General features: G+C 45.4%; 18 protein-coding genes and 1 pseudogene. 6 read left to right on the top strand and 13 right to left on the bottom strand.

Features of this window, described 5'->3' with window-relative positions:
• Positions 1 to 11: 11 nt before the first annotated feature.
• The 7 genes from OCV52_RS22730 to xsc all read right to left on the bottom strand — a co-directional run bounded on the left by OCV52_RS22730 (position 12) and on the right by xsc (position 8432).
• Positions 12 to 1352: a TRAP transporter large permease gene (locus OCV52_RS22730; protein WP_102424990.1), complete on the bottom strand. Its 1341-nt coding sequence runs from the start codon at positions 1350 to 1352 to the stop codon at positions 12 to 14.
• A gap of 34 nt (positions 1353 to 1386) precedes the next feature.
• A complete protein-coding gene (locus OCV52_RS22725) occupies positions 1387 to 1929 on the bottom strand; it encodes a TRAP transporter small permease (protein ID WP_137408611.1) in 543 nt (180 codons plus the stop codon).
• Positions 1930 to 2092: 163 nt separating this feature from the next.
• Positions 2093 to 3094: a TRAP transporter substrate-binding protein gene (locus OCV52_RS22720; protein ID WP_137408610.1), complete on the bottom strand. Its 1002-nt coding sequence runs from the start codon at positions 3092 to 3094 to the stop codon at positions 2093 to 2095.
• 117 nt (positions 3095 to 3211) lie between these two features.
• A complete protein-coding gene (locus tag OCV52_RS22715) occupies positions 3212 to 4678 on the bottom strand; it encodes an NAD(P)/FAD-dependent oxidoreductase (protein WP_137408609.1) in 1467 nt (488 codons plus the stop codon).
• Between the two features lie 48 nt (positions 4679 to 4726).
• The gene (locus tag OCV52_RS22710) at positions 4727 to 5152 is read right to left on the bottom strand and encodes a nuclear transport factor 2 family protein (RefSeq protein ID WP_137408608.1); all 426 of its coding nucleotides are present in this window, start codon (positions 5150 to 5152) and stop codon (positions 4727 to 4729) included.
• Between the two features lie 285 nt (positions 5153 to 5437).
• Positions 5438 to 6244, bottom strand: coding sequence for an FRG domain-containing protein (locus OCV52_RS22705; RefSeq protein WP_137408607.1), 807 nt, complete (start codon positions 6242 to 6244; stop codon positions 5438 to 5440).
• 376 nt (positions 6245 to 6620) lie between these two features.
• A complete protein-coding gene (gene xsc, locus OCV52_RS22700; protein ID WP_061032189.1) occupies positions 6621 to 8432 on the bottom strand; it encodes a sulfoacetaldehyde acetyltransferase in 1812 nt (603 codons plus the stop codon).
• Between the two features lie 265 nt (positions 8433 to 8697).
• Between xsc and OCV52_RS22695 the strand changes: the two genes are divergently transcribed.
• Positions 8698 to 9678, top strand: a complete 981-nt coding sequence (locus OCV52_RS22695; RefSeq protein WP_137408606.1) for an AAA family ATPase — start codon at positions 8698 to 8700, stop codon at positions 9676 to 9678.
• Between the two features lie 3 nt (positions 9679 to 9681).
• Entirely contained in the window at positions 9682 to 11403 is a 1722-nt protein-coding gene (locus OCV52_RS22690; protein WP_137408605.1) for a cobaltochelatase CobT-related protein, read from the top strand.
• Positions 11404 to 11452: 49 nt separating this feature from the next.
• Here OCV52_RS22690 and OCV52_RS22685 read toward each other — a convergent pair whose 3' ends face one another.
• Together OCV52_RS22685 and pta are read right to left on the bottom strand one after the other, a co-directional pair.
• Positions 11453 to 12220, bottom strand: coding sequence for a sulfite exporter TauE/SafE family protein (locus OCV52_RS22685; RefSeq protein ID WP_137408604.1), 768 nt, complete (start codon positions 12218 to 12220; stop codon positions 11453 to 11455).
• Positions 12221 to 12287: 67 nt separating this feature from the next.
• Positions 12288 to 13361 (bottom strand): phosphate acetyltransferase, encoded by a 1074-nt coding sequence (pta, locus tag OCV52_RS22680; RefSeq protein ID WP_137408603.1) that lies wholly within the window; start codon positions 13359 to 13361, stop codon positions 12288 to 12290.
• A 153-nt stretch (positions 13362 to 13514) separates the two neighbouring features.
• On the opposite strand from pta, the gene OCV52_RS22675 reads away from it, so the two are divergent.
• Positions 13515 to 14303 carry an IclR family transcriptional regulator gene (locus OCV52_RS22675; protein WP_008215739.1) on the top strand — a complete coding sequence of 263 codons (789 nt, stop codon included), beginning with the start codon at positions 13515 to 13517 and terminating at the stop codon, positions 14301 to 14303.
• Positions 14304 to 14390: 87 nt separating this feature from the next.
• The gene (locus OCV52_RS22670) at positions 14391 to 15818 is read left to right on the top strand and encodes an NAD-dependent succinate-semialdehyde dehydrogenase (protein ID WP_137408602.1); all 1428 of its coding nucleotides are present in this window, start codon (positions 14391 to 14393) and stop codon (positions 15816 to 15818) included.
• Between the two features lie 86 nt (positions 15819 to 15904).
• Here OCV52_RS22670 and OCV52_RS22665 read toward each other — a convergent pair.
• The 3 genes and pseudogenes from OCV52_RS22665 to OCV52_RS22655 all read right to left on the bottom strand — a co-directional run bounded on the left by OCV52_RS22665 (position 15905) and on the right by OCV52_RS22655 (position 20549).
• Positions 15905 to 17098 (bottom strand): annotated as a pseudogene (locus OCV52_RS22665) (ISL3 family transposase).
• Between the two features lie 195 nt (positions 17099 to 17293).
• The gene (locus OCV52_RS22660) at positions 17294 to 19477 is read right to left on the bottom strand and encodes a malate synthase G (protein ID WP_137408601.1); all 2184 of its coding nucleotides are present in this window, start codon (positions 19475 to 19477) and stop codon (positions 17294 to 17296) included.
• A 118-nt stretch (positions 19478 to 19595) separates the two neighbouring features.
• Positions 19596 to 20549 carry a LysR family transcriptional regulator gene (locus OCV52_RS22655; protein WP_063525311.1) on the bottom strand — a complete coding sequence of 318 codons (954 nt, stop codon included), beginning with the start codon at positions 20547 to 20549 and terminating at the stop codon, positions 19596 to 19598.
• A gap of 129 nt (positions 20550 to 20678) precedes the next feature.
• On the opposite strand from OCV52_RS22655, the gene OCV52_RS22650 reads away from it, so the two are divergent.
• Positions 20679 to 22277, top strand: coding sequence for an isocitrate lyase (locus OCV52_RS22650; protein ID WP_137408600.1), 1599 nt, complete (start codon positions 20679 to 20681; stop codon positions 22275 to 22277).
• A 254-nt stretch (positions 22278 to 22531) separates the two neighbouring features.
• Positions 22532 to 23131, top strand: coding sequence for a hypothetical protein (locus OCV52_RS22645; protein WP_137408599.1), 600 nt, complete (start codon positions 22532 to 22534; stop codon positions 23129 to 23131).
• A 79-nt stretch (positions 23132 to 23210) separates the two neighbouring features.
• Here OCV52_RS22645 and OCV52_RS22640 read toward each other — a convergent pair whose 3' ends face one another.
• Complete coding sequence (locus OCV52_RS22640; RefSeq protein WP_102265919.1) at positions 23211 to 24587, bottom strand: IS4 family transposase; 1377 nt, start codon at positions 24585 to 24587, stop codon at positions 23211 to 23213.
• Positions 24588 to 24706: the final 119 nt, after the last annotated feature.

The following is a 24706-nucleotide window of genomic DNA, read 5'->3' as shown; positions in this document are numbered from 1 at the left end:
GGTTATCTCTCCTAATAGCCCACTAAGGACGGAAGCCAAAGCGTAATTTGTGGGAAGAAAGCGATAACGAAAACGCCCACAACAGAAGCAAGAACAAAGGGATGGATCTTCGCGGTGATTTGCTCAACCGTGGAACCCCCTATTCCCGAGGCAACAAAGATGTTTTCGCCAAGTGGCGGCGTAGCAAAGCCTATCGATAAGGTACATACGACCACAATACCCACGTGGGTAGGATCCGCGCCTAACATGTACATGATTGGTAATAGAACCGGCACGATGATCATAATCGCTGCTAAGGTTTCCATGAACATACCGATGAACAACAGCAAAGTAATCGTAAGCGCCCACACCATGTACATGTTGTCAGTAAAACTGAGCAAAGATTCAGCCACCACCACTGGAATTTTTTGTTCAATCAGTAAACGACCAAACACGGTAGCAGCAAACAGGATCAGCAATACACGTCCGGTGATCCACGTCGTGGTTGATAGAGATTTCATCACGCTTTTGAATGACAACTCGCGGTGAATAAATACACCCACAAACAGCGAATAAAAAATTGCCACAACCGCAGACTCTGTTGGTGTGAACATACCGCTGTAGATACCGCCAAGAATCAAAAATGGCGCTAGTATCGACCATAAACCTCGACGCAAGTAATGCCTTACATCACCAAATGACCAGGTTTCAGTAAGCCCTTTGTAGCCTTCGCGCTTAGCAATGAAATAGTTAGTCAGTACCAGTGTCGAAGCCATGATGAAACCCGGCACAACCCCGGCGACAAACAGCTTTGGAATCGATAAAGAAGCAAACTGGCCATGTTGTGCAATGGCTTCTGGTGGCGCCATTAAGCCCATCGCAGATATACCAAAAATAACTAAAGGAATGGATGGTGGAATAATAATCCCCAAGCCTCCGGATGCAGCCGTAACGGCCGATGCGTAGCTCTTATCGTAGTCACGCTTAACCATCGCAGGCACCATTAGCATACCTACCGCGGCGGTTGTCGCTGGGCCAGAGCCAGAGATAGCACCGAAGAAAAGACAGGCCATTACCGTTGCCGCACCAAGTCCACCTGTTACGGGCCCAGCTAAGCTTTCGGCAATATCAACCAAACGTTTGGAGATCCCAGCCGCCTCCATTAATGCGCCCGCAAGCACAAAAGCAGGCAGAGCCATGAGCGGGAAGTTACCTACCGAAGTAAATGCGATTTGTACCAGTGCGATAGGATTTTTGTCGAGCAACATATAGGCCGCCATCGAAGCGCCGGCCAGTGATACTGTGATTGGTGCACCTAGAATTAACAGGGTTAAGAAGCCACCAAATAAAATTAGAGTTAAATAGGATTCCATTATTACATCTCTCTATTACGACTATTCTCTGTGACTACTGCATAGACTTTTGTGCAGTCATTTTTCGCAGCTCTTTCACTTCTGGATCTTCATTGGTTGCACCTTTGAATAGGCGCTCATAGTTGTTCCAGATAATTCGAATCATCATCAGGGAAAACGCGATAGGTAAAATCATGTAGAAATACTTCATCGGGATACCTGTGGTCTGAGACTTCCAAAACAGGTTCATTTTGTTGAACACGAAGTCATAACTGAGATAGACAAAGTAACCGTTGAAGCAGAGCCATAAGAAATCAGCGATGGTTTCACTGACGGTTTGCACGATTGGCGGAAATAATTTGAAGTGAAAACTCACTCGGTTGTGTGCCGACATCTTGGCCGCCACAACAGCCCCTAGATAAGCGAACCAAACGAACATGTAAGTAGCGACCTCATCCCCCCACGGGATAGAGTAGTCGAATAGCTGACGCGTCAGGATTTGTGTAAACAGCAACAGGACAAAGCTTGCAAGCAACAAACAACATGTATATTCCTCAATGTTGTTCAGGTGTTTTTTTATTGTTTTAGCGACTGACATATAACCTCCAATGTTGATTTTCACATGACAACCAGTCGCTCACGGTCCTAAAAGATCAGGTACAGAACAGCTCAACGAGTACAGCCATGTAAATGCCCTATCTCACTGTTCTATCGCTAGGTGATTAAGTCGCGGAGAACAGCAGATAGGGCGAATCTAATCGTTACTTTCTACCTAGTAACTCAAGAACGTCGTCTAGCTTGTCTTTGCCTCCGATGCTTGAGTAGAACTTAGGCCAAACTGATTTAGTCACCTTGTTGATCCACTCTTGCTCGTTGTCTGCTGGGTCTGTGAATACCATGCCCTTCGCTTGTAGCTCTTCACGAATTTGGTTTTCCGTATTTTCTAAATAAGCGAAGCTGTGCTCTGTCGCTTCCTGACCTGCTTCAAGAATGATCTTCTGCATTTCAGGTGTTTGCTGTTGGAAGACCGTTTCACTCACGATGAGAGGTTCTAGAGAGAAAATGTAGCGAATGTTGGTCACGTACTTTTGTACTTCGTTAAACTTCATCGCATGCACTGTGATGTAAGGGTTATCTTGACCATCTACCACGCCCTGTTGCAGGCCAGTAAAGGTTTCAGACCAAGCCATTGGCGTTGGGTTTACGCCCCATGCTTGGTAAGAAGCGATCATGATTTCGTTACGAGGAACACGAATCACGAGCCCTTTAAGATCTTCTGGGGAAGCGACAGGCTTTTTCGAGTTAGTCAAAACCCTAAAGCCAGAATAAGCCCAACCGACAATACGAACACCAGCATCACGAATCGTATTATCGACTAAGTCTTGGCCTACTTGACCTTGAGTCAGTAGCACTGCTTCTTCTGCGCTCTGAATAACGTAAGGCATAGTCAGTAGACCAACCGTCGGAGAAAAAGGGGTGACGTTGTTGATCGCCAGTACAGAGAAATCAAGAAGACCGATTGCCGCATCATTTACTGTGTCTTGCTCGTTGCCTAACTGACCATTCGGGAACAGATCGATTTTCACTTTACCGTCTGTTTTTTGCTCCATGAGTTCAGAGAACGATGTCGCTAATTCCCACTGCGTACCACCAGCAGCATCGCCGATGGCTATTTTAAAATTCGCTGCTGCCGCGGTATTAGATAGCACCGCTGTTGCTACAATGGTGACACCAGCAATAATTTTATTTTTAATAAATTTCATAGTCTTAACCTTTCCTTTCATACAGACTTCCTGCCTGTACTTTGCTCACAAGGTGACCTGGTACAACTTTCCTGGTCGTAGTTCTATTTCCCTATTTTGGAAACAATGTTCGGGTAGTTACAGCCTTTCATCCTTTAACGAATACCACTGATAAAGGAACCGCTGCCCCATTCTTCGAAACGGCGCAAACATCTCTGATTCCACCACTTCCCTCACATTGGGGAACGGAAGTTTTGATTCAAATATTGGTAGGTCGAGCGTGTGACCTTCGCCTGCAATCCACTGAGCAAGACGCTTACCCGCTTGAGCGGAATACATCACGCCATTACCGCCATATCCAAGGGCGTAGAAGATGGATTGTTTTGGATTCGGTTGATAAATCCTCGGCATCATGTCGTGGCTGACGTCCACCCAACCCCACCATGAATAATCGATTTTGATCTGATCGAGAGACGGGAATTTTCGAGTAAGGTCCGCTCTTAGCATGTCTTCATATTTCTTTTCAGGTGCGTTTTTGCCACTGATAGCACTGCGTGTACCTATCTGTACTCGGTTATCCGGTAACAAACGGTAGTAGTGACGCAGAATTCGAGTATCAGTAATCACTTGATTAGTTTTGAAATTACACGCGGCGATTTCTTCTTGAGTTAGCGGACGTGTGACCATTGAGTTAGACAGTACTGGCAACAGGCGGTTTTTAAGCTCTGAATGCAAGCCTTGACTGGTATACCCACCCGTACAAACACCGACAGAACGCGCTTTAACAACGCCACCAGGCGTTTTCAGGTAATGCACACCGCCACGAGTCTCCCAGCCCATAACTGGACTCGATGGATGAACTTTAACGCCGAGTGCTCGTGCCTTTCTTAGATAACCAAACGCCAACTTCCCTGCATGAATGCCAATCCCTTCTGGCTCATGCATCGCGCCTGCTGCTTCTTGGTCTCCAACGTAATCACGCTTTACGGTTTCTGCATCTAAGATCTGCGCATCGTAGTCAAACGTGTCGCGCAACAACTTGGCTTCTTTCTCGAGTGTTGCCATCACTTTTGGACGGTGAGCAACATATAAATGACCGCCAGGTTGTGGGTCACAATCGATGTCTTTGATCAGTGACTTGAAGGTTTCCATGCCATCGACACATTCGCGGTGCATTTTTAGCGCCGTTTCGAGGCCCCAGCGTTCAATCCATTGTGAACGCTTCAAACGCCCAGAGGCACACTGCGCTTGACCACCGTTTCGAGTGCTGCATCCCCAGCTTGAACGGTTCGCTTCAATCACTGTCGCTTTAATGCCATACATCTCAGCAAGGTGTATCGCAGTGCTTAGGCCAGTAAAGCCTGAACCGATGATCGCCACATCGACATCCATGTCCGATGTGATTGGGCCATCATCTTCAGGTGGGGCACCTGCAGTATCTACCCAATACGTTGGGGCGTATTCTTTACCATGACCTGGCGTTTTATCCTTCAATGGATCGTACTTTGGATCGTATCTATCTTTTGCTTGTGTACTTTCTTGTGCTTGGGTGCTTTTCACCTTTGGCTGCACATCGGCAGCTGGTTGTTCCATTACTAAACTCATAATTCGACTCTCCTAGTCATAACACGTGAACGGGTTGCGATTTCGTGTCTAGCTTGTGGGAGTCAAAAGAGGTCTTGTTTTACGGAAGGCATTTTTTACGCTGATTTTTCCGTCTTTCAGAGTAAATACATCAACCATGCGAGCTTCAATAATGCTGCCATCCGGGTTTGTAGCAGAAAACGTTGATTCACTCACAGCGCGATCACCGCACACAAAGTGGACAGGATCGCTCCAAGCGGCGTCTGGGAAGTTCTGCCAAACCAATTCAAAGCTCTTTCGAACCGCTTCGTACCCTTCGATAGTATTTCCAACTAAGCCTTCGCCAGCCACAGTATGGAATACACAATCTTCAGTCATGAACGACATTAATGCTTCGATATCATGGTTATTCCAAGCATCACTGAATGACTGTAAAAAGGCTGTGTCGACTTGGTTTTCCAGCACGAATGTCGCTGCATTGGTTTGCATATTCATATTCCAGAATCCTTTATGTTTACGTTATTGGTTTAAATTTCAGTAGCTTTGCGCCACTTTTTTATTAGAGTTTTTAAACTAGAAACTTGAAAGATTTAACAACTTGATAACAAGCCGCACAACTCTAACTTCGAGTTGTGTTATATACAATCTTTAAGCTCACAGATTTCGTATTTTTATAAATTTAATTAGTGTTCTAAGTTTATTTAAACAAGACTTCACTCTATTTAAATAATTAAAATCAGACATGAGCGAAGTCTTAATTTTCGATAATGATATTAGTCGTTAGTCGAAGTCAAAATCTTGATGGTACTTTCGTCCATATTGTTCCAAAGTTCGATCATGAGTATTAACTTGTAATTCGATGTTGCTTCCATCTTTACCCATAACCTTATTTCCATCGACGTGTGATTCATTTTTCAAATCAACCAGTGTCTCTTCTTTATACTCTGTAGGTTCATTTAACACATTCATGGATATTAACTCCTTTATCAGATTTACTTTGGCTGACGGAAGAACATGAACGGATACTAGACCGTTTGAATATCCTTGCTCGTCGTACAAAGGTTGAATGGCATCATTGCAACCTTCCTTAAACGGATGAATGGAATACCATTTGTCCTTACGTTGTTCTTGCTGATCACAATCAACAACATGAAATATCTGAGTTTTCTCAACACCACATGGTGTAAAGAAATCACTAACTCTCTCAAAATCAATTGCTTTAGTAATATTAATGCAGTCTTTACTCTGACTATGACACAAAGCCCACAGCGCATTAAGCAGGTTATCGCTCCATTCAAGTAAACGAGTGGGAAATCCCTGCTTCTTTGCTAAGCACATCAGCAACCAATCATTTATGTCGTGAGAGTGCAATGAATGCCCACCATAGATACGAACCGTTGAAAGCAAATCTTGTTCGACTCGGCGTAAGTTCTTACGATTAGAACGACCCAAGCTAGGCATCAAGTTATTGTTTTCGTAATCACAAACGTTATAAATCAACCCACAAGGTTCGTTGCACTCTTTAATATATGAATCAATTATTTGATACAGTTCTTTGAGTGAGCTTATATACCGTTTATTGTTCATATCTATTTTCTACCACTCACCTATATAAATAATGATTCTTAGCTAAAAATAAAGGTTAACGACTCTTCGAATACTCATACTAAAGTCGAATAAATCTAGTGACTCATCAATAATTACTATTTTGATATTCGGTTAATAATAATTACTGATAAAACCTCGATATCGATACAATTTAATTTGGTGTAATAGTGATTTGGTTAGTGCTCTAATATTCAGAGCAAGGAACGTAAAAAATATGACTTAATGAAAAAAGAGTTTTCTTTCACGTTCAATTTAATATCAAAAACCATCACTTAATTTGTTTGTCCGACTCCGATCTCGATAGCCTTCTCCCTAACACTTTCGATAATACAGTGCCGGACAAACTTCCTATTGGTTATACGTAATCTTTGTATTTATCTAGGAAACGAACCGGTTTAGACAATGCGTCTCGACGGAACGGGTCGCCCAGTTCTTGAGTACACATGATCTCAATGATGGTTGTTTTGCCTTCGTTCATTTGCATGTCGATGGCTTTTTGTAGAGTTGGGCCAACATCTTCTAGCTTATCAACCGTGATACCTTCAGCACCCATTGCTCGAGCGATCTCTGCAAAGCTTTGGTTGTCTAGTTCACCAGCGACAAAACGTCGGTTGTAGAAGTCGACTTGGTTCTTCTTCTCTGCGCCCCATTGACGGTTGTGGAATACCACCGCAGTCACAGGAATGTTGTGACGAACACACGTCATGGTCTCCATCAGGCTCATGCCCCACGCGCCGTCGCCTGCGTAAGAGATAGCTGGACGATGAGGTGCTGCTGCTTTCGCACCAATGATGGTCGGGAACGCATAGCCACAGTTACCGAAACTCATTGCCGCAAAGAAGCTTCGCGGTTTTTCAAAACGTAAGTAGCTGTTTGCGACCGAGTTGATGTTACCGATATCCGTTGAGACCATTACGTCTTCTGGCATCGCTTTTTCAAGTTCACGAAGTACTTGGCGTGGGTGAAGATATTCACCACCAGAGAAAGGAGTCTCATGCGAGTTTTCTTCGATCATGTCTAAGCTGAATGAGTCACGCTCGTGCGTCCACTCATCAAGCTCTTTTTCCCACAGCGCTTTTTCTGTTGCGACGGTGTCTTGGCGAGCACCTTTGTTGTCATCACACAGCAGTGCACGACCTTCCAATCTCTCGGTTAATGCCACTGCAGCCGCTTTCGCATCACCACAAATACCCACAGAGATCTTCTTAACCAAGCCAAGCATCTTGTTGTCCGCATCAATCTGAATGATTTTTGCGTTCTTCGGCCAGTAATCCATACCGTGTTGAGGCAATGTGCCGAATGGACCAAGGCGAGTACCAAGAGCAATAACCACGTCCGCTTGAGCCATCAACTTCATTGCAGCCTTCGAACCTTGGTAACCTAGTGGACCACACCATAATGGGTGACTTGCTGGGAACGAGTCATTGTGTAGGTAGCTGTTTACTACTGGCGCACCCAGTCTTTCAGCCAGCGCTGCACACTCTTGAACCGCGTCAGCCATTACCACACCGCCACCAGAAATGATGACAGGGAATTTCGCTTCAGCAATCAGGTCTGCCGCTTCATTCAGAGATTTTTCACCACCTGGGCCACGGTCTAAGCGTGCCGGTTGAGGGATCTCGGTTTGAGTCTCACCGTAGAAGTAGTCACGTGGGATGTTAAGTTGAGTAGGCCCCATCTCGCTCATTGCGCGGTCAAAGCATCGCCCTGTGTACTCCGCCATACGGTCAGGGTGCGTTACATGCCCTTGATACTTAGTAAACTCTTGGAACATTGGAAGTTGGTTACACTCTTGGAAACCACCTAAGCCCATTGTTTTAGTGCCGGTCTCTGGCGTCACAATTACAACAGGGCTGTGTGCCCAATACGCTGCTGCGATTGCTGTTACACAGTTACTGATACCCGGTCCATTCTGACCGATAACGACACCGTGGCGACCAGAGACTCGAGAGTAACCATCTGCCATGTGAGCAGCACCTTGCTCGTGTACCACTGGGACCAATCGAATGCCAGCAGGAGCAAAGATATCCATTGCATCCATAAATGCCGAACCCATGATGCCGAACATATCGGTGACATCATTGGCGACCATAGTTTCAACGAACGCTTCTGATGGTGTCATTGTTACTGTGCCGGAAACAACCGTACGTTTTTCTTGCTCACTCATTCTTCCATTCTCCTTGAGTTAACCTAAATTTCATTTTTCGGAATGAATCGTCTCTTTTTTGAATTCAAATTCACCTTAGTAGTAGATTTTTTGCGCGTCAACTTTTTGCGTTAAAATGGAACAATTCATTCTAATTAATAAAACTGGATCACATTATTGGTAGTTTTTCGTACAAAAAAGTGTCGTTAACTCCAAGAGAGAGGTTAATAATCGATAGCAGTTCAAAAATCACAGCAGTCATGGAAGCGATAATGGGGAATAAAGAATGAACAATGAGGAATTGCGACCAACGCAACAGGTAAGTGTAAGAGAGCATTTCGGCATCGATAGCGATTTAACGGTGTTGGCCTTTGAGAAGGCGGGAGAGTACGTACCGAAGATCGATCCCAACTACTGTTTTGATCCTGAAGTCACGCTCGCAATATTAGCGGGCTTCACATCTAACCGTCGCACGTTAATACAAGGCACACACGGAACCGGCAAGTCTTCTCATATAGAGCAAGTGGCAGCACGATTAAATTGGCCATGCTTGAGGATCAACCTAGATGGGCACTTAAGCCGATTGGATTTCATTGGCAAAGATAGCATCGTCATTAAAGATGGAATGCAGGTAACGGAGTTTAAGGAAGGCATTCTTCCACAAAGCATTCAGCAACCCATCGCATTAGTATTGGACGAATACGATGCGGGCCGACCTGATGTGATGTTTGTGATTCAGCAACTGTTAGAGCAAGACGGAAAATACACTTCGCTCGAGCAAAACAGAGTGATCACTCCCCACCCTTCTTTCCGTCTGTTTGCGACCTGCAATACTCTCGGTTTAGGTAACTTTTCCGGTTTGTATTCTGGTACTCAAGTGCTTAACCATAGCCAACTTGACCGATGGAACATCATCGCGACACTTAACTATTTAGACCCACAACATGAAACCAAGATCGTTCTATCAAAGTGTCCTGAGCTAAACAATGAAAGCGGTAATCAGTTAATAGAGAAAATGATCGCCACCGCCGGTTTAACGCGAAATGGATTTAGAGCCGGCGATTTATCAACGGTTATGTCGCCAAGAACAGTAATCACATGGGCTGAGAATATTCGAATATTCAAGAATGTAGCCACTGCATTTAGGCTGTCGTTCCTCAACCGTTGTGAAGACGAAGAGAAGGAGCTAGTTCGCGAATATTACTTCCGCTGCTTTGGTGAAGCTCTAGAGGAGCATACTCAGAGCTATGCTCAGTCGGAGTTTTAATCGATGGCTAATATTTCCTCCCAACAGAAAAAGATCCTCGATATTGGCGTGTCGATTGCCAGAGCGATCAGCGGTGAATTGAACCTGAATTACCGAGGAGAGCGCCTCTACAACGGTAGTCGTCCTTGTTATCACTTATCGGCACACACCAACGATCTCACCTTTGTGTCACGCCATGAGCTCATCAACAGTAAATTATTGATGAACGGTAAAATTGACTCATCCGCATTGAGGCTGTTGCTTTCTGATGCTGAACTTCACTATTCGTTGCGCCCAAAAAATGAAGTCGAGCGTTTACTATTCGATTTTTGCGAACAGGTACGAATCGAGTCACAAGTTCCCGCTTACCTAAAAGGCGTCACTAAGAGCATTCAGTTCAACTTTGCGTATTGGAGCGATCAATATCATCAAAATGGCTTTACTGAATCCCGCATTGGTATTTTGTTGTTCACATTAATGCAGGTCATCCACACTCGCTTAACGGGTGTTCCAGTCTCGGATCCCATCGCTGAAACCATTGAATCGACTCGAGCAGGCATCGTGCCTATATTTGGTAGCTGTCTAAAACAATTAAAAGAACATCGAGCCAATCAACAGCGTTTTGCTCACTATGCCAACGAGCTCGCGTCTCTGGCACAAGCACTTATCAACCAAGAACAAGAGGGTGAAAGCTCAAGCACCCCAACGGTTGAAGAGGACATTAAAATCCTCGCGCAACTTGCTTTAATCGTTGATGGGGACATAGAAGATGAAGAGATTGATGCGGACATCACTGGCAGTAGTAAGGTCTTCGAATTGTCAGGCGCTAATTATCAAGTATTCAATTCAGAATTTGACCAAGTGATCGCCGCAGATAAGCTCGTCCGGCGTGCCCTATTATTCGAACTGAGACAAAAACTCACTGATGACTTGATGGCGAGACAAGTGAATACCCGACGCTTAGCCGCCATGCTGTCTGGTTTTGTTGCCACACCACAACGAATTCGACGCCAAGAACACCTAGAAGAAGGCATCGTCAACGCCACTGCCATCACTAAGCTCATCACTTCTCCTTTAGACCGTACGTTTTTTTATCAGCCTGAAATTGGCCCGTCTCACCAATGTGCCATCACGTTTTTGATGGACTGTTCAGGGTCGATGCAAAAACACAGCCACAAGCTAAGCCTACTAATGGATACGATCCTCAAATCCGTTGGACTCGCCAATATCCCCTTTGAAATTATCGGCTTCACCACCAACAACTGGAACGGTGGCAAGGTTTACCGACAGTGGCTCAAACAAGGCCAACCGAAACATCCCGGGCGTTTAAACGAGGTTAGACATATCGTATTTAAGGATTTTGATACCCATTGGAGGCGCGCTCGACTCGGTATTGCAAGCCTTCGTAAAGCGGACATCTTCAAAGAAGGAATTGATGGCGAAGCGGTTCAGTTTGCCAGCCAGCGATTGCAGCAGCACAGCGCACAACGAAAGGTTTTGTTTGTGTTTTCGGACGGTTGCCCGATGGATACCGCCACCAGCACAGCCAATGATCAATTCTATTTAGACAACCACCTCAAACAGGTGATTGATCGCGAGACGACCAAGAATAATATTGAAATCCACGGCGTAGGAATGGGGGTAGATTTAAGCCCCTATTATCGCAGTAACATCACGTTGGATACTCAAGAGAGCTGCTTGTTTGGACTATGTAGAGGAATCTTTGAGATGCTAAAGCGTGTTTAGACGGTGAAGCTTCGGCTAGCGAGTCGCTAGCCTCATTGATAGAGCTGGTTTATGAAGAGCCCAACAATGACCATGCCGACACGGCCATCAAATACCCACCAATCAACATCAACACCATAAATACTAACTTTCTGAGTTGGTCATTCGACAAGGGAGGCGGAAAGCGGCGCGCGAACATGGTGACAAGCACCACCAAAGGAATAGCAATCGCAGATAGCCACAATATGCTTGCTTCCATATCGCCTGCAGCGTAAACATTCACGGTACGTGACATCGACGTGCAAGCGAACACCATCAGCAGTGTGCTTCGTACTAAATCAAGCGTAAAAGGTTGCCTGTAGAGATGATAAACAATCGGTGGACCCGCCATACCAAATAGCCCGCCCGCGAGACCAGAGCTAAACCCTGACACCAAAAAAGACAGGGTTGTAGAGCGTTGGGTTCTAGTTTTAGGTTTGAACATAAAACTCAAGCCTGCGAATAGCACCATAGCGCCTAACAAAGCTCGTAGGATATGCGTTGCAGATTCGCTCAATTCGCCTAGCAAGAACACCCCAAGTGACACGCCGGGAATAATACCGATCACCAACACCACAAGGATTTTTAGCTCGCCAAGCAACGGCTTGCCCATCAAAGCAACCAAGCAATTGAACAAGGTGACAATACTCACCACCGCGGCAATAACATTTAGGGAAACTAGATTAAGGCTGACCGTCAAACCAATCACAATGATGCCTAACCCAAAGCCCGTGACGGTTTGAAAATAGGTGCCTAGCGCAATAGTGGCCAAAATGGCGAGTAAAACCGGTAACTCCATTAACAATCCTAAATAGGTTATTTGGGGTAATATGAGTGCATATCAGCGTTAGTTTAAGCAACTAATGTTAATACCTAAAATCAAATGTCGGCTCTTGTCTTTCTTCAACATTAGCTTCAGTGTCAGCCTTAGAGCCAGACACTTTCCCTTGCTGCGCTTGTAGCGCGGTAACGGCAATGACGTTAAAGATATCCTCTGCGCAGCACCCTCTTGATAAGTCATTGGCCGGTTGATTCAACCCTTGGAGCAAAGGACCAATGGCGACCGCACCACCTAACCTTTCTGCCAACTTGTAACCTATATTGCCCGCTTCGAGGTTGGGGAAGATCAACACATTGGATTGACCTTTCACTTCGGAATCAGGCAACTTTTTAGCCGCGATTTCGGTGACAATTGCGGCATCAAGCTGAACATCTTGGTCAACCGCAATACCAGGGCAACGCTGTTTCACGATCTGCGCAGCACTGCGCACCTTGTCCACCGACTCATGTTTCGCACTACCGTTGGTGGAGAATGAAAGCATCGCCAACTTAGGCTCTTCCATTAGCAATGCCTGAGCACTTTGAGAAGCGGCGACCGCGATTGATGCCAGCTCCGTTTCATTGGGGTTAATCACCAAGCCACAGTCACTGAAAATCAGACCACCTTTTAGATTATGGAAAGGCTCACACAACATCATAAGGAAGAAACTCGATACCAACTCGCTATCGGGAGCAGGGCCGATGATCTGCAGTGCAGCTCGCACCACATCAGAAGTGGTATACACCGCACCATTTACCGTGCCGTCTACTAACCCTTCCCTCACCATCAAGTTGGCAAAAATAAGTGGGTCTTTAACCTTCTCCAAAGCATCTTCATACGTCATGCCTTTGGCTTTTCTTAACTCATATAGGCGCTCAGCTAATACGACTTTCAGAGCCGACGTTTGAGGTGAAACAATGTGAATACCGGCAAGATTAATATGATGCAACTGCGCGGCTTCAATAATCGCCTTCTCATCCCCCACTAGCGTGATATGGGCGAGCTGTTTGTCTATCGCTAATCGTGCTGCGGCGAGCACTCGAGGATCTTCCGCTTCGCTCAACACCACGCGCTTACGATCTAAGTGAGCCTTATCAATAATCCGTTCAATTGCCTTCATGATAAACTCCATTTATTGAGATTAATTGTTCCATAATTTAACTTTATATTATTGAAATAATAAAAAAGGTCAAATATTATTCAGATAATTGAAGGAAATTGATTTGCTATGTACACTCTTACACATAGACATATCGCAAGGATGAATCACTGTATGCAAACAGAAACACCACAAGTTCAAGGAGATACGCCAACTCTTCGACTTTTTGCTCTATTAGAGGTAATCGCACAGAAAGACGAATTCATTTCTCTTCAAGGATTAGTCGAAGAAACCGGGCTACCGAAACCGACGTTACACCGCATGCTGCAACAACTGGAATCAGCAGGCATCATTCAAAGAGATGGTGACGATAAGCACTACAGCTCAGGTATTCGACTCAGAAAACTGGCCGAAAACCTACTCTTCAATAGCACTATGCACAGTGCAAGACGCACGATTCTTGAAAACCTGCGTGCAGAAGTTGGCGAAAGCTGCAACCTGACAGCGCTATCAAGCGGCGAGATCATCTACCTTGACCGTGCAGAAACGGAAGCCCCACTTCGTTTCCACCTCCAACCAGGTTCTCGCGTTCCTGTGCATTGCTCGGCTACCGGCAAACTGTTTTTGGCTCACATGTCGAAATCACAGCGCAGACGACTGATCGAGAATGTGCCTCTGACGCAGTACACAGTAAAAACCATTACCGACTACTCCGTTCTAGAACAAGATATCGAAGAAGCGAAGATCCAAGGCTATGCTATTGACGATGAAGAGTTTCTTCCAGGTTTGGTGTGTATTGCGGTACTCATCCCATCACCAACCGGTCAATCCAACCTTGGTTTAGCAATTCAAGCACCTGTGATTCGAGTGAAGCCAGATGAAGCGATTAAGTTTTTGCCTGCACTGCAAAAAGCAGCGAAAGCACTAGCGAAAATCGAAGCGGACAACTGGGGTCAACAATAAATAGTTTGAGGCTATCTGGCTCCTTGACAACGGTAAGTTCATTCACTAGATCAACACGTGTTAAGTAATCATCAATAAGGAACCACAATGCTCAAAATCAACAACAAGCAATTACTCTCTTTTATGGTGACAGAAGCAGATAGCGCGGTTACGGTCACCAATCCAGCAACCGGTGAGCTCATTGGCTATGCGCCAATCTCTAGCGAGGTGGAGCTAGATAACGCTATCAAGCGTGCAAATATCGCACAGAAAGAGTGGGCAAAAGTTCCAGCCAAAACTCGCGCTGCGCTACTGAATAATTGGTATAAGTTGATCCTTGAAAACAAAGATGATCTTGCTCGCTTGATGACCATGGAACAAGGTAAACCGTTGGCAGAAGCGACTGGCGAAGTGGTTTACGGAGCAAGCTTTATTGAGTGGTTCGCCGAAGAAGCCAAGCGCACCTACGGCGATTCGATCCCAAGTACTGCGGCAGATAAACGCCTAGTCACCATCAAACAACCGATTGGGTTAGCCTGTGCCATCACGCCGTGGAACTTTCCCGTGGCGATGATCACGCGTAAAGCAGCGCCTGCATTGGCGGCTGGCTGTAGTTTTATTGTGAAACCTTCTGACGAGACACCACTTTCTGCGTTTGCGGTCGTTAAACTGGCTTACCAAGCTGGAATCCCTGAAGACCTTATTCAAGTGGTTTTAGGTACTAGTCCGGAACAAATCGGCGAACTGTTTACCTCTCATCCATTAATCAAAAAGATCTCATTTACCGGCTCTACCCGTGTTGGCAGCATTTTGATGGCGCAAGCCGCCAAAGGCATCAAACGCACTTCAATGGAGCTTGGCGGCAACGCACCCTTTATTGTATTTGACGACGCAGACATCGACGCAGCCGTGCAAGGAGCAATGGCATCTAAATTCCGCAATGCAGGGCAAACTTGTGTTTGTGCTAACCGCTTCTATATCCACAGTAAAGTACACGATGAATTTGTAGCTAAGTTCGACCAAGCAGTACAACAGCTTAAGGTCGGCAATGGCTTAGATGAAGGCGTCAATATCGGCCCAGTCATCAGTGAAAGAGCAAAACAAAATATCCAACGCTTAATTGACCGAGCGATTGAGCAAGGTGCACAGCCTGTTACACCAACTCAATTACTCGATGGCCAGTTTATTCAGCCCGTCATTCTTAAAAACGTGAAACATGACATGGACATCGTTCAACAAGAGATCTTTGGCCCTGTCGCTCCAGTTATGAAGTTTGACAGCGATGAAGAACTCATCGAGATGGCGAACGATACCATTTATGGTTTAGCGTCTTACTTCTACAGCCAGAATATTCACCGTGTATGGAAGATAGCAGAAGCGCTTGAATACGGTATGGTTGGCATCAATGACGGCTTGATCTCTACTGAAGTAGCGCCGTTTGGTGGGGTGAAACAGTCGGGCATTGGTCGTGAAGGGGCAAAAGAAGGCATCGATGAGTACATGGATATTAAGTATCTATGTTTTGGTGGAAATTAAGGCTTCGGTGGAAACTAGGCTTTAGCGGTAACTTAGCTTTTCTCCTCGCTCCTCAACCCCTCTGAAAACGAAAGCAAAAAAAAGGTTCATCGCGGCTTTCCGGGGAAAGCCGCTTTTATCTTCAAGAAGAAGTAGTCTGTATCTCGATACCCATATCCCATTCGCTTGATTAGCTTTATCTTGTTGTTTATCCCTTCCAATGTGCAGGTGTTGAGCGGATAACTTGCCGATGCGAGAATGCCGTGAAGATAAGGACTCAGTTTTCGTGCGAACTCTTTTAATGGCTTAATCCCACTCTCTTGTACTTGTGCCCACCACGTATCCCAGAGCCCTTTGGCATGCACTTCTGATTCACAATACCAAAGCTCTTTGAGTTGTGCTCCGAGGATGTAAGTGGTCATTAAGTCCTTATTGATATTCAATATTTCTGTAAGATAGCTGTCTTGCTGTGTATTTAAGTTGCCCCTATTTTTCAACAACACCCAGCGTGAACGCTTGACCCATTGCCTCGCTTTTTTATCTTGCTTGAGTTTGTTGGCTTGGTCGACTCTGACTCTATCCATGACCTCACGACCGAACTAAGCAACAACATGGAATAAGTCGTAAACGATTTTTGCGTTCGGGCAATGTGCTTGAACTTCAAGGTCAAAAGCCGTATTCATGTCCATCGCGACCGCTTCGATATTATTGCCATGCTTGCCTAACAGCTCGAAGAACGGTCGTATGTCCTTGCGGCTACAGCCTAACCCTATCCAAATGACTTGGTGCGTCTTAGCGTCAGCAATGACCGTGGCATACCTATGTCCTTTAAAGATAGCGAACTCATCCATGACGAGTTGCCTTAGCCCCTCCCATTTCATTGACGGTACCACTCGTGGAAGTCGGCGTTTATCTATCTCTTTAATGGTGTGCCAATGTACGCTTGTTAACTGGGAGATATGCTTAATGGGAAGAAGAGGCAGCAGTTGTTCTATATAACTTTTTAAGCGCTTCGTTATACGAGCATAAGGCTCTAACCAAGATAGAGACTCTGTTTTTATGCCGCAGACACGACACTTAATTCTTCGTGTTTGAACGGAAAGTTCAACAGGAACACCGAGCAACATGGCCTCTTTTACATGACGCCATTGATACTCATGAATAGCCTCGGCCTCGAGACCACAAAGGCACTTAGCCTCAGAGTTGGGTTTAAGAGTCAGGGTAATAAGTGATGCTGTCTGGTGAGACTTTACTATATGAAAGCCTTCCCAGAATGAAGATAGGAAAGTATGGTTTGGCATGAAAACGGTAGTTTGTGTATGATTTTTGTTTGGCGACTAAACCATATCACTTACTACCGTTTTTGTTTTTAGTTCCCGCTAATCCGCGATGAACCAAAAAAAAGCCGCGCTATATTGCGCGGCACCTTGGGCTCGGTTAAGGGGGGTTACTTTTATCGTTGTTATTCTTTTCTTTCTTATTATCCGGTTGTTTTGCTACTTAAGTGATTTCAGCTTCAAGCGCATAGCGTGGAGTACTGGCTCTGTATAACCGCTTGGTTGAGCACAGCCTTCAAACACCAACTGACACGCTGCAGAAAACGCAATGCTGTTTTCAAAATTAGGCGCCATATTCTGGTAGCTTGGATCCCCAGCGTTTTGCTCATCAACAACAGCAGCCATGCGCTTCATCGTTTTCATCACTTGGGCTTCATCGCAAATGCCATGGCGTAACCAGTTTGCAATGTGCTGGCTCGAAATACGCAGTGTGGCACGGTCTTCCATAAGTCCTACGTTATTAATATCAGGAACTTTCGAACAACCTACACCTTGGTCAATCCAACGCACTACGTAACCTAGGATGCCTTGCGTGTTGTTATCCAATTCATTTTGAATATCTTGTGCAGTCAGCTTTTGATTACCCAGTAGAGGAATAGTAAGGATATCGTCAACGTTCGCTCTCACACGCTCGCGCAGCTCTTTTTGGCGACTCGGTACACTGACCTTGTGGTAGTGCAATGCGTGTAACGTGGCAGCGGTAGGTGAAGGAACCCAAGCGGTATTAGCACCCGCTTGTGGATGACCAATTTTGGCATCCATCATCTTTGCCATGTTGTCTGGTTCTGGCCACATACCCTTACCAATTTGGGCTTTACCTTGCAGGCCACAAGCTAAGCCCAGATCAACGTTTTGATCTTCGTAAGCGCCAATCCATGTCATGGTTTTAAGTTGTGTTTTAGGAGCAAATGGACCCGCTTCCATACTCGTATGAATCTCGTCACCCGTTCGGTCTAAGAAACCTGTGTTGATGAACACAACACGATCTTTAGCGGCGCGGATACACTCTTTCAAGTTCACAGAGGTACGGCGCTCTTCATCCATAATGCCAACTTTGATAGTAAAGCGTTCTAAACCTAATGCGTCTTCAATGCGACCAAACAGCTCATTGGTAAATGTCACTTCTTCAGGGCCATGCATCTTAGGTTTTACGATATTGATGCTATTAGCGATCGAGTTTTGGTACGGGCTGTTACCTTTCAAATCATGCATAGCAATCAGTGAGGTAATCATGCCATCCATGATGCCTTCAGGTACTTCATTCCCTTCATCATCAATGATCGCTGGGTTCGTCATTAAATGACCAACATTACGAACAAACAACATGCTTCGGCCTTTAAGCGAGATCTCACCACCCGTTACGCTGGTGTATTGGCGATCTGGATTAAGGCTACGAACAATGGTCTTGCCATTTTTTTCTAGCGACTCTTGTAGGTCACCTTTCATCAAGCCTAACCAGTTACGGTAAGCCAGTGCCTTATCTTCACCATCAACAGCGGCTACTGAGTCTTCACAATCCATAATGGTAGTCAGTGCAGATTCCACCAGCACATCTTTAATACCGGCTGCATCAACGCTGCCGATTGGTGCACTAGGATCGATTTGAATTTCAATATGAAGGTTATTGTGTTTAAGCAGGATACAAGAAGGCGCACTAGCGTCACCCTGATAACCAATAAATTGATTGCGGTCGATTAGCGTGACTTCTTCGCCGTTATCTAGAGTCGCGGTAAGCGTGTTGCCGATACTCACGTTACTGATGCTGTATTTAGTCACGTCTTTATGAGAAACGCCATTGAGCGGTGCGGCATCATCAAGGAAACCACGAGCATAACTCACCACTTTGGCACCACGTACAGGGTTAAAGCTGCCGCCTTTCTCGGCGCCATCACTCTCGCTGATCACGTCTGTGCCGTAGAGCGCATCATATAGACTGCCCCAGCGCGCGTTTGCTGCGTTAAGTGCAAAGCGCGCGTTCATGATAGGCACTACAAGCTGCGGCCCAGCTTGTGTTGCGATTTCAGGCTCAACATTGGCAGTCGTTACTTGGAAGTCATCGCCTTCAGGTACTAGGTAGCCGATCTGCTGTAGGAACTGTTTATATTCTGCAGCATCCAGTGTTTGACCCGCACGCTCTTGGTGCCATACATCGATTTGATGTTGGAGATCTTCACGCTTGATAAGCAATGCACGGTTCTTTGGTGCCAGATCTTTGAGGATGGTTGCAAATGACTGCCAGAAGTCTTCTGCAAGAATACCCGTGCTAGGGATGATCTGTTCATTAACTAGTTGGTAGAGGGTGCTATCTATGTTCAAGCTTCCCTGTTGAATACGACTGCTCATAAAATCTCTCTCAAGTTAATCACTGACTACTCACTTAAATTTACGTAACTGACGAAAATTTAGCTAATTTATGCCACTTATAATGGACATTCACAAAAGAAATACCCTAAAAATAGGGTTATTCCGTCACACCACTTTCAATTTCATTGGCGACACTTTTTATCAAGCGACGCATCCACTGGTGGTCTGGATTGGTTTGTAACAACGGGCTCCACGCCATCTTCACTTCAAAAGGTTCGATGGCAAAAGGAGCAGGTTTGATCAATAACTTAGGGTTGTTGCGTTGCAGCTGTGCTGCTTTGGTTGGGATGGTAAGGATCAGGTTTTTCTGTTGCGCGAATAAAATCGCTGACAGGTAATGTCGAGTAAACACGGTAATGTTTCGGGTTTTACCTATACGCATTAGCGCTTCATCGATCCAACCTAATTTCTGCGCTTCACTTGGGTTAATCCCAACACCCGTACCCATACCGGTTTTGCTCACCCAAATGTGTTGCGCTTTTAAGTAAGAAAGAATATCGAAATTGTCAGCTATCGGATTATCGCAGCTGAATAGGCAAGAGAAGCCGTCGTGCCAAAGGCTCATCTGGTGAAAAGACTGAGGAATATCGTCGAAGCGGTTAATGATGATATCAACGGTACCCTGCTCTACATCCTGATAACTCACGTCACTTGGCGTCATAATATCGAGGCGTATTTTCGGCGCTATCTCACTCAACTTTCTTAATAGCGGCTGAATAATGGTGGATTCAGCATAGTCACTCGCCATGATACGAAATACGCGTTCACTGTCTTCTGCGTTAAATTCCGTCGTCGGTTGCAAGGTCTTTTCTACATTCGCCAAGATGTTGCGAATCAAAGGTTGCAACTTTTGCGCGCGCTCGGTTGGCACCATTCCTTCACTTGTTCTGACCAGCAACGGATCCTCAAGTAGATCGCGTAATCGGCGCAGTCCATTACTCATTGCAGGCTGAGTAATCCCCAGCTGATTCGCTGCTCGCGTAACGTTTCTTTCACGTAGCAACATGTCTAAATACACAAGTAAATTAAGGTCTATACGAGCAATATTCATATAAAAAATACCGAATATAATAACTATAAATTAACAAAATTATCACATGTATGATTATTCTTTGTCCATAGCAAAGTTTTAATCCAAGCCAAGTTGGCAACCATACCCACGTGAAACTAAGGAATAGTTATGTCGCAAATTACACAAGATATCGAAATGATAGAAGTTGCAAAAAGCGCTGCAGGTGCTCCATGGGATGCAATCGATGCTGAATCTGCTGCTCGTATGCGAGCTCAAAACAAATTCAAAACAGGTCTAGATATCGCACAATACACGGCAGATATCATGCGTGCGGATATGGAGGCTTACGATAAAGACAGCTCTCAATACACTCAGTCTCTAGGTTGCTGGCACGGTTTTATCGGCCAACAAAAGTTGATTTCTATTAAGAAGCACTTTGATGGTAAAACAGATCGCCGCTACCTATACCTTTCTGGTTGGATGGTTGCAGCACTTCGTTCAGAGTTCGGTCCACTACCAGACCAGTCAATGCACGAGAAAACATCAGTTGCAGCGCTAGTTGAAGAGCTATACACCTTCCTTCGCCAAGCAGATGCACGTGAACTAGGCGGTCTATTCCGTGAACTAGACGCAGCTCGTGAAGCAGGTGATGTTGACCTACAAGATCGCATCCAAGACCAAATTGACAACCACGTAACACACGTAGTGCCAATCATCGCGGATATCGATGCTGGTTTCGGTAACGCAGAAGCGACTTACCTAATGGCTAAGCAGATGATTGAAGCAGGTGCATGTTGTCTACAAATCGAGAACCAAGTTGCCGATGAGAAGCAATGTGGCCACCAAGACGGCAAAGTAACCGTACCTCACGCTGATTTCCACGCGAAACTTCGTGCACTTCGTTACGCTTTCCTTGAGCTAGGCATCGACAACGGCATCATCGTTGCGCGTACCGATTCACAAGGTGCAGGTCTAACAAAAGAAATCGCAGTAGTGAAAGAGCCGGGCGACCAAGGTGACATCTACAACTCTTACCTAGATGTTGAAGAGATCGATGTAGCTGACATGAAACAAGGCGACGTTTGCTTCAACCGTGAAGGCAAGCTGGTACGTCCTAAGCGTCTACCATCTGGCTTGTACCAATTCCGTCAAGGTACTGGTGAAGACCGCTGTGTATTTGACTGTATTGAAGCAATCAACGCGGGTGCTGACCTGCTTTGGATTGAAACAGAGAAGCCCCACATCGGCCAAATCAAAGAGATGATGGATGGCGTTCGTGAAGTACACCCTAATGCGAAACTGGTATACAACAACTCTCCATCGTTCAACTGGACGCTAAACTTCCGTCAACAAGCATACGATGCGATGGTTGAAGCTGGTGAAGACGTTTCTGCCTACGACCGTGCTAGCCTAATGAGTGCTGAATATGACGAAACTGAATTGTCTAAACGAGCTGATGACAAGATTCGCACATTCCAAGCAGATGCGTCTCGTGAAGCAGGTATCTTCCACCACCTAATTACTCTACCTACTTACCACACTGCAGCGCTGTCTACCGATAACCTTGCGAAAGAGTACTTCGGTGACCAAGGCATGTTGGGCTACGTTGCTAACGTTCAACGTAAAGAAATCCGCCAAGGTATCGCATGTGTTAAACACCAAAACATGTCTGGTTCAGATATGGGTGATGACCACAAAGAGTACTTCGCTGGTGAAAACGCACTAAAAGCAGCGGGTGAACTGAATACATCGAACCAATTTGATTAATCGCTGGCACTTTTTTGATTAGTCACTAGCACTTTTGATTAATCGCTAACGCTAAAGCCTCCCCCGCCCTTCTCTCTTACTTCGGTAAGATCCGGGGGAAGGCTTTGAGATAAGGCTTGTACTGCCAGCTTTATCTCAAAGTCTCAGATTTGTGCCCTAACCCACGGTCAGCTAAGCAACATCTGTTTAAGCTAACCGTATTCATGTTTTATGAGATTCCTGTTTGTTGAAATTTCTTTTGATTGAGAGTGCCTATGACTTCAATACCTAAACACCTACAAGATGCAAAAACACTGCTATCAGAAAATGGTTTCGCAACAGGTGATACTTGGTATCACGGAACCTCTTCAGCATTAATCGCTTCTATTAAAGGCCAAGGACTAAAACGCTCGGGTGATAAAGCACTCAACCAAGCCGCCGTAAAAACCATGGCAACCATCGGCAATAACTACACCGAATCTGTAGAGCCTGTGTTCCTAACTCAGAGCAAAGAGCTTGCGTACTACTGGGCACAACAAACGGTGAGAGAGCGCAGCGTTCGTTTTGAAGGTGATGAACAACCTATCGTATTAGCGGTAAACCTGTCTGAAAAACAGCGCGCTAAAGTAAGGCCGGACGTGGGTGCGATGAGCCTGTTAATGATGAGTGTGGGCGAGCAGTTTATGGCTCATCTCGCTAAAGTTTACCAAGATAACAAGATTGCAGGCCCTGATATCGATCTTCGTACTGCAGACCGCATGGATTACCTAAATAAACTGGGTATGGCATACATCGATGAAGATATCAGCCGAGCTTGCGTTGTTGAGTTATCTGAAAGCGAAGTATCAGAACCTGAATTATCTGAGGCGGAATAAACCGTTACGAGCTTACGATAAAGCGCTAATCAGAATAAAAATGGCTCCAAGTTGGGCTGTCTCTTGATCACAAGTCTGGTTAATCAAGAGACTTGGCGAGTTCATACCCTTCAAGGATGGTTTGTAACCTAAGCCATCCTTGCCATAACGTCTTTATAGAAGCGCGACCTGTTCGCTTGGTATTCTTCCAACCACCTAACCGAGCAATACCGTTGTAAGCCCATGATATATTAGGCGCTTCTTTCGGTAGTTTTTTGCTCTCCAACTTGAGCCACATTAACTTCCACGCTTTGCCTTTTAATACCTGCTCACAACTGCTCTTAGATAACTCGTCTGATTCATTCATAAACCTCAACTGGAGTAACCGAGTCGCGATAAAAGCCAAAACGACGCTGAGCCTTTCTAAGTTATCCTTACTTTGCATTCTCAGTTGCTCAACTTCAGTCCCTTCACTTTTCCAGACTTTATGAAAATCTTCTATCAGCCAGCGCCGCTCATAATAACTGACGATTTTGAGTGCCTCTTCCTTGCTCGTTATCGGCTCTGAAGTCAGTAAGTGCCATGCGAGCTTATTACCACTCTCTCCTTGTTCTATACATCCCACGTAGTAAAGCGGAATGTTATCGAACTCTTTCTTGTTAGCAGGAGACTTGAGTGTCACGGGGGCATATTTGATATCTAAATGAGCCTTGCGAGCTTTACGACCGCCTTTTTGCGGTATTTCGAGCACTTTCTCTCCGGCTGATAACAGGGTAGAAGCATAGCTATAAAGACGATTATCGTGCTCTTCAATACAGCGGCTTTGCATTGAGCGAACGAGGAACCTTTGTTGTTGCTCTCGCTTGTAAGTGAGGTATTCAAATAGGTCGGCTTCTCTATCGCACACAGAAATGACATCCGAAATTTTATCGCCAAGTCGCTCAGCGACATGGCGAGAGGCTTGTTCCCACTTATAACTTTCTTTCTCTTTGTATGGTCGAGTCGCATGCTGGTGCCTTTGACCTCGCTTTTCTATATCACGAGTCCAGCGCTGTTGTTCAATTAAACCAATAACAGATTGAGTGTCGGGAGCAAAAAGTAAGGTTGAGTGTACAAACATGGCGCGATGTCGATTGCCTTGATTAGAGTGCCCGAGTTCATCTCGAATGCTGCGATGGGAGTAACTGAGAGAAGTGGTGTCTTCTAAGGCAAGAAGTGTTTGTTGCTCTAATGCTTCTTGTGCGGTGACATAAAAACCCGCTTCTGCGATATCTTCTGCTTTGATTTGCTCATTACGGATGAAGCGATAAGCCCCTTCCATTTCAGCAGGGGATATAATGAGTTTCGAGACGGGTACGCCAGGCTGCTCGGCCAGTGAGGCTGCGAGAGCAACGAGTCTTTGAGTGCGTCTAGGGTCATTAAGGTGGGCTTGACCGAACTGTTTTTGTGCCCAAAGGGTTGGCTCTATATAGGTCATGATAATCATCCTTGTCATTGCTTAGATGATCAGATCATGAAACCTAAAAATAGTTCAAAAAAATCCCCAAGCGTGGCTTAGGGATTTGTGTATAAGAGACAGCCAAGTTGGGAGCCATT

Origin of the sequence: Vibrio chagasii, assembly GCF_024347355.1 — a bacterium.
GTDB classification, from domain to species: Bacteria; Pseudomonadota; Gammaproteobacteria; order Enterobacterales; family Vibrionaceae; genus Vibrio; species Vibrio chagasii.
The sequence above is the reverse complement of the archived record's forward strand: the minus strand, read 5'-3'. Positions and strand labels throughout refer to the sequence as shown.

What these genes read in the sequence shown, in the direction of transcription:
- OCV52_RS22730 (WP_102424990.1), bottom strand. Translation starts at nt 1,352, where the DNA reads ATGGAATCCTATTTAACTCTAATTTTATTTGGTGGCTTCTTAACCCTG.
- OCV52_RS22725 (WP_137408611.1), bottom strand. Translation starts at nt 1,929, where the DNA reads ATGTCAGTCGCTAAAACAATAAAAAAACACCTGAACAACATTGAGGAA.
- OCV52_RS22720 (WP_137408610.1), bottom strand. Translation starts at nt 3,094, where the DNA reads ATGAAATTTATTAAAAATAAAATTATTGCTGGTGTCACCATTGTAGCA.
- OCV52_RS22715 (WP_137408609.1), bottom strand. Translation starts at nt 4,678, where the DNA reads ATGAGTTTAGTAATGGAACAACCAGCTGCCGATGTGCAGCCAAAGGTG.
- OCV52_RS22710 (WP_137408608.1), bottom strand. Translation starts at nt 5,152, where the DNA reads ATGAATATGCAAACCAATGCAGCGACATTCGTGCTGGAAAACCAAGTC.
- OCV52_RS22705 (WP_137408607.1), bottom strand. Translation starts at nt 6,244, where the DNA reads ATGAACAATAAACGGTATATAAGCTCACTCAAAGAACTGTATCAAATA.
- xsc (WP_061032189.1), bottom strand. Translation starts at nt 8,432, where the DNA reads ATGAGTGAGCAAGAAAAACGTACGGTTGTTTCCGGCACAGTAACAATG.
- OCV52_RS22695 (WP_137408606.1), top strand. Translation starts at nt 8,698, where the DNA reads ATGAACAATGAGGAATTGCGACCAACGCAACAGGTAAGTGTAAGAGAG.
- OCV52_RS22690 (WP_137408605.1), top strand. Translation starts at nt 9,682, where the DNA reads ATGGCTAATATTTCCTCCCAACAGAAAAAGATCCTCGATATTGGCGTG.
- OCV52_RS22685 (WP_137408604.1), bottom strand. Translation starts at nt 12,220, where the DNA reads ATGGAGTTACCGGTTTTACTCGCCATTTTGGCCACTATTGCGCTAGGC.
- pta (WP_137408603.1), bottom strand. Translation starts at nt 13,361, where the DNA reads ATGAAGGCAATTGAACGGATTATTGATAAGGCTCACTTAGATCGTAAG.
- OCV52_RS22675 (WP_008215739.1), top strand. Translation starts at nt 13,515, where the DNA reads ATGCAAACAGAAACACCACAAGTTCAAGGAGATACGCCAACTCTTCGA.
- OCV52_RS22670 (WP_137408602.1), top strand. Translation starts at nt 14,391, where the DNA reads ATGCTCAAAATCAACAACAAGCAATTACTCTCTTTTATGGTGACAGAA.
- OCV52_RS22660 (WP_137408601.1), bottom strand. Translation starts at nt 19,477, where the DNA reads ATGAGCAGTCGTATTCAACAGGGAAGCTTGAACATAGATAGCACCCTC.
- OCV52_RS22655 (WP_063525311.1), bottom strand. Translation starts at nt 20,549, where the DNA reads ATGAATATTGCTCGTATAGACCTTAATTTACTTGTGTATTTAGACATG.
- OCV52_RS22650 (WP_137408600.1), top strand. Translation starts at nt 20,679, where the DNA reads ATGTCGCAAATTACACAAGATATCGAAATGATAGAAGTTGCAAAAAGC.
- OCV52_RS22645 (WP_137408599.1), top strand. Translation starts at nt 22,532, where the DNA reads ATGACTTCAATACCTAAACACCTACAAGATGCAAAAACACTGCTATCA.
- OCV52_RS22640 (WP_102265919.1), bottom strand. Translation starts at nt 24,587, where the DNA reads ATGACCTATATAGAGCCAACCCTTTGGGCACAAAAACAGTTCGGTCAA.